4 protein-coding genes and 1 pseudogene are annotated in these 5395 nt (G+C 46.4%); 3 read left to right on the top strand and 2 right to left on the bottom strand.

Annotated features, from left to right (window positions below):
• A pseudogene (locus ACLGGO_RS34915) lies at positions 1-214 on the top strand (hypothetical protein); the annotation flags it as partial.
• 46 nt (positions 215-260) lie between these two features.
• Here ACLGGO_RS34915 and ACLGGO_RS34910 read toward each other — a convergent pair.
• Positions 261-1388 (bottom strand): glycerate kinase, encoded by a 1128-nt coding sequence (locus tag ACLGGO_RS34910; protein ID WP_446422760.1) that lies wholly within the window; start codon positions 1386-1388, stop codon positions 261-263.
• Between the two features lie 225 nt (positions 1389-1613).
• Complete coding sequence (locus ACLGGO_RS34905; protein ID WP_446422759.1) at positions 1614-1970, bottom strand: DUF565 domain-containing protein; 357 nt, start codon at positions 1968-1970, stop codon at positions 1614-1616.
• A gap of 165 nt (positions 1971-2135) precedes the next feature.
• Between ACLGGO_RS34905 and ACLGGO_RS34900 the strand changes: the two genes are divergently transcribed.
• Positions 2136-2720, top strand: coding sequence for a hypothetical protein (locus ACLGGO_RS34900; RefSeq protein WP_446422758.1), 585 nt, complete (start codon positions 2136-2138; stop codon positions 2718-2720).
• Positions 2721-2887: 167 nt separating this feature from the next.
• The gene (locus ACLGGO_RS34895; protein WP_446422757.1) at positions 2888-4819 is read left to right on the top strand and encodes an ArnT family glycosyltransferase; all 1932 of its coding nucleotides are present in this window, start codon (positions 2888-2890) and stop codon (positions 4817-4819) included.
• Positions 4820-5395: the final 576 nt, after the last annotated feature.

The following is a 5395-nucleotide window of genomic DNA, read 5'->3' as shown; positions in this document are numbered from 1 at the left end:
GGATTGGTATTTGGGGATTGGGATTTGGGGATTGGGATTTGGGGATTGGTATTTGGGGATTGGTATTTGGGGATTGGGATTTGGGGATTGGGATTTGGGGATTGGTATTTGGGGATTGGTATTTGGGGATTGGTATTTGGGGATTGGGATTTGGGGATTGGGATTTGGGGATTGGGATTTGGGGATTGGGCGAAGCATTCGCGTTGAAAATTAGGCATGAAACCGATAAATCTGGGCGCGAATGCTTCGCCCCTACAACCCTACAACCCTTTTTCGTCATTCTCAGGTTGATAAACCCGATCTGGTGTATGATCGGAATTAATTTCAATTACTAAATTCACCCAATCCGGATTGTGAATTAATGGCGTAATAAATAACTCTGGATGCAGCGCTTTCCAAAAATACTTGACAAATTCATTGATTTGTGAATCACTCATCCCTGATTTCCCCGTCGCGATCATTTCCGCCTCCGCCTGACGCCGCCACTGCAAACTCAGGCGATAATCAATGGGATAAAGTACGATTAAACGGTCTAAACGTTCCCACAAGGGTAAATAGGCTTTAAGTCGTTCATTCATATCCCGTGCAAAAGCGCGATCGCTCTCTGTTTCAATGGGTGCTGGAGTAGCCCCCGCAAACACAGTCGCCGCAACGGGACGCACACCGACAAACCACCCTTCAAATAACACAATATCCGCATTTTGTACAGGTTCAAAATCTGTGCGATCGCCTGCACCTTCCCAAGCAGATTTATCAAAGCGGGGGACTAGAATAGAATCTGAGGAATTGTGCGATCGCAACTCGTCTAATACCTGCACCCCCAACTCCACATCATGAGTTCCCGGTGGACCGCGCCAAATCAGACGCGGATCTTTCTCTCGCAGGCGCTGTCGTTCTTGATAGGTTTTATAAAGGTCATCAATGGAAAGGCTAAGGGTACGATATCCTAACTGGGCTAAAATTAACTTCAACACAACCGCCAATGTGGTTTTTCCCGTTCCCTGTCCACCTAATATTCCCTGAATTAGTGGACGCCATAACTGTTGTCGAGATTCCGCCAATTGTATCGCCAAAGGAAGCCACAAGCGCCACAGAGATAGGATAATATTAGTTTGAATATACTCAAAATTTTCGCTATTATCCTGAATTTTATGAGCAAACGAGGGCAAAGCAAGAACATCAGTATAGACAGATAAAAAAAGACGCGATCGCGCCTCTAGTTTTTCCTCCACGTTATCTGACGTAATTCCAAACGCTTTAGCCCGTTCCGGCTGTGCTAATTCCGCTGTTACTAATTTTTGCCAAGCCGATGAATTTGGTGGTTTTCCTGATACCCATTGGTTAAGAATGTCACCGAAAGAGGGAGACGAGGAAACGGGATGAATCATAAGTCTTAGGGTAGGGACGGGTTTAGCCACAATTACAATTGTATGGGCGGGTTTAGGAACTTAATTGGCTTGTCACCGATAGCCTATCAACAAAACCCGCCCTCCCTTATCCCTTAGTCGGGGCGGGTTTAGTTGCATCTGGGTGAGGTCAAAAACGATAATAGTCAAACCCGCCCCTACGCAGAATTAAAAATTATATCTGACCTTATAACCTGACGAATGACATTACGAACCCAGTTTAAACGCTTCCAAAAACATGCTATAAACCAAACCAATTTTCAGAGCATTCACAGTTTCAATGAACCATGAAAATCTAGAAGCTCTGCTCACAGAAGGCAAACGCTGACGATTTCTGCCATAAACAATCCGGCTCACCGTTTCCGTGAAAATAATTAAAATCCCAGCCGCAACGACATCCCAGTCAGCGGTTTGACCGGCTGTCGTTGAGAGGGCACTTCCGAGGAAAATGCCCAACAGCAAACCTAGCAAGATTATGGACAGGCGTCGCCAGGGATTGGCAAACCACTGGGCTAACCTTGCCAAGATCACATCGACGATAGTATTAAGACGAGTATTTTGCATCGATCAACCAGAAATCAACCACACACTGACCATAACCACTTAGCCTTTAAGAGAAAAATAACACGGTTTTGGTCAAGCTTGTTTCAATGAGAGTAGGGGCTAGCAATTCGTTTTGTTAGCACCCCCTACAGACGTAGTGGTGCAGAGTCAATCCCTTCAAAACGAATGAAAAGACTAAACCATAAGCTTTATCCAGTATTTATCATCGTACTCCTTTTAGGTGTTGCCGGACTGGGACTAGGATTATTTGAGTTCAAGGTTTGGATAGAACCCCAATCCTCAGATACAGCATCATTACCCTCTGTGATCAAATCACCAGAGGTTCCTGAGATGGAAACGGCTCAACCCCTCTCCCCAACACTATCACCACTCTCATCAAAGTTACCTCCCGCAGAGGCTTCACCCTCTCCACCCCTTGATCCCGTTGCTCTAGCGGCGCAAAAAGGAGGGTTGCGAGTCAGCAATTCTACAGAACATCCGGTGCGGGTGGCGCTGTTAGAACGCCAAACGGGTTCAACGGCTTACGCCAAACCCGCCCACTGGGATTTTTCCCCTATGGAAGGAGGAAGCCAAGGGCTGATTCTTTCACTTCCACAAGATGATCTGATTTTGGAAAAGGGAGATATTATTGTGGCATTTGCCCAAGATGGCTCTCGTTTGTATTGGGGACCTTATGTAATTGGGGAAACGCCTGTACCCCGGTGGAATCAAAAGACGGGCGAATGGGAGTTAGTCTTACAACCGTATTAGGTTTTGTACCAGACGTTGCATGCAACGTCTCTACACTGTTGGATCAGGAACTTGATGGGGTTGTCCGAGTCAAGGAAGGGGGACATTATGAGCGCGGCTCCAGCTAGATTAAGTTTGGGGCGGTGACGGTTAATGTTGGCTTTTCGTGACAAACTGGTTGAAGTTGAATGAAGGATAGGGTCGCTAAAACGGTGACAAAGTGGTGGAATGTTTGGGAAAAGCATCCAACTCGTTTGTGGATGTTCTCGGTTTTAGGGTTAAGTGCGATTTGCTGGGTGGCTTTTTTATGGCACTTAGGTAGTACGGGTTTGGTTGATGAAACTGAACCGTTATTCGCGGAAGCCGCCCGCCAGATGACGGTTACAGGAGACTGGATTACACCGTATTTTAACGGGGAGACTCGTTTTGATAAACCGCCTTTAGTCTACTGGTTAATGGCGATTGGCTATAAGCTCATTGGTGTGAATGAATGGGCGGTTCGACTTCCCTCAGCAATGAGTGCGATCGCGCTCACAGTTTTGGGCTTTTATACCCTACGCTATTTTGGCATTTCCCGTCCTAGTACCCTGATTCATGACAATTCCTCTGAATTAGAAGACACCCCAAAACTCCCTAATCCAGAACGCCAGCGCTGGTTATCTGCTGGAATAGGGGCTACACTAATTGCCTTTAATCCCCTAACCTTAGTTTGGGCGCGGACTGGGGTTTCGGATATGCTACTCTCTGGCTGTATGGGAACGGCTCTGTTGTCGTTCTTTATCGCCTATGTGCAAGGGGAGACGGGAAGACAGGGAGATGGGGAACAAAATAGCCGATACCGTGGAAATGCAAAAGGTGATCCCCAACCCATTTTAGGTTTTGCATCCGGTTGGTATTTGGCATTTTATATATTAATTGCCTTAGCTATCCTTGCCAAAGGACCGGTGGGAATTGTTCTACCCGGATTAATTATTGGTGCATTTCTGGTGTATCTGGGGAATTTTTGGCAGGTGGTGCGGGAAATGCGCCTGTTTTGGGGATTGGGCGTTATTGGGGTTCTAGCAATTCCCTGGTATGTGTTAGTTACCTTGGCGAATGGCGAAGACTATATCAACAAGTTTTTTGGCTATCACAACATTGAACGCTTTGTCGGTGTGGTTAATCACCACTGGGCGCCTTGGTATTTCTATTTTCTGGTTGTGTTAGTCGGCTTTGCCCCTTGGTCCTGTTATTTACCCCTCGCGATCGCACGGTTGCGGTTTTGGCAGGTTCAACAATGGCGTTGTTCCCCTCGCGCGAGTCAGTTGGGTTTATTTGCTCTGTGTTGGTTTGCGGGTGTGTTTGGCTTTTTTACTATCGCTGTAACTAAACTCCCCAGCTATGTCTTACCCTTAATGCCCGCAGCAGCAATTTTGGTGGCATTATTGGCAAGTGATTTACTCACCTATCACCGCCCTCAGCCTCGGTTGGGGTTACGGTTGAGTGGTGGGTTTAATGTGATCCTCCTCCTCGTACTCGCGGGGGCAATTTTATACAGCCCAAACATAGTTGGCTATGATCCAGCCGCGTTGAACTTATCGGAAACCCTGCAAGCGTCAGGATTACCGTTACGGGGAGGTATTGTTTGGGGAATGGCTGCGGTAGCGACGGCGATCGCGTTATGTCAACGTCGGGGATGGCGTTGGTTAGGAATGATTAATTTGGTGGCGTTTGTAGCGTTTATTATCCTTGTGGTTTCACCGGCTGCTTTTCTATTGGATCAACAACGTCAGCTTCCCCTACGAGAATTATCTGCGATCGCGGCTGAGGTGAACCAACCGTCAGAAGAGTTACTGATGATGGGGTTTGAAAAGCCCAGTGTCGTTTTTTATGCCCAGCGATCGGTCAATTATTTTGACGAAGAACATAAACTGATTGCCTACATCGAGAAAATTGCCAAAACCAAACCAAATCCTCCCTCGACCCTGGTTTTAATTGAATCTAAGCGATTCAATAAACTCCAGGAAAACTGGCTAAAACCCAATGAATATACCATCATTGATAACGAAGGTGCCTATCATCTGATCCGAGTTGCCAAACAACTCGTTGCCCAAAAGCCTCAGCCTTCAGGGGAACGGTAATTCTGACTTTTCCCGGTATGTGGTGTCTCTGTAGGGGCGGGTTTCACGACTATCTTTTTGGTTGCACAAGAGATGTAACTCGCGCCCGCCCCGACTCAGGTTTCTATACAAACATTGGTTAAGTTACTTTTTTTATATTAATTTATCATAGCCACCCTAAAATAACCATACATTTAAACTATTGAAAGAATAGTAATTACTGATGAAATAGTTGCTAAATGTCATCCATAATAGTAATATAAAGAGATCCTTTTAGCTGCCACCACAAGACCGAAAATTATTGGTTAAAACTGGAGAGGGAAGGATAACAGGTCAAGACACAATCAGTTGTGCCTACAGCGAAAAAGTTGGTTAGCCGTTTCGTCTAAATATAGTTAGCCCGGACAACAGCACAGGTAGGAGCGTGTCGGCGTCGATCAGGATTGCACCAAATATCTAAGCTAACCCGATAAGTGGAGTTACTCTACCCTGCGGGAATTTAGAGAAATTCTCCATCCAGTCAACGTGTTCGCGGGAGTCCCCACCCTCAGCGCTAGCAGGGTGGGGAGGGATAGCGGGATGCCGGAAGAATGGAGG

This window comes from Coleofasciculus sp. (genome assembly GCF_046565525.1).
Taxonomy (GTDB): Bacteria; Cyanobacteriota; Cyanobacteriia; order Cyanobacteriales; family Coleofasciculaceae; genus Coleofasciculus.
This window is presented reverse-complemented; position numbering and strand designations above follow the sequence as displayed.

Coding starts and splice junctions, on each gene's coding strand:
- ACLGGO_RS34905 (WP_446422759.1), bottom strand. CDS start 1,970: ATGCAAAATACTCGTCTTAATACTATCGTCGATGTGATCTTGGCAAGG.
- ACLGGO_RS34910 (WP_446422760.1), bottom strand. CDS start 1,388: ATGATTCATCCCGTTTCCTCGTCTCCCTCTTTCGGTGACATTCTTAAC.
- ACLGGO_RS34900 (WP_446422758.1), top strand. CDS start 2,136: ATGAAAAGACTAAACCATAAGCTTTATCCAGTATTTATCATCGTACTC.
- ACLGGO_RS34895 (WP_446422757.1), top strand. CDS start 2,888: ATGAAGGATAGGGTCGCTAAAACGGTGACAAAGTGGTGGAATGTTTGG.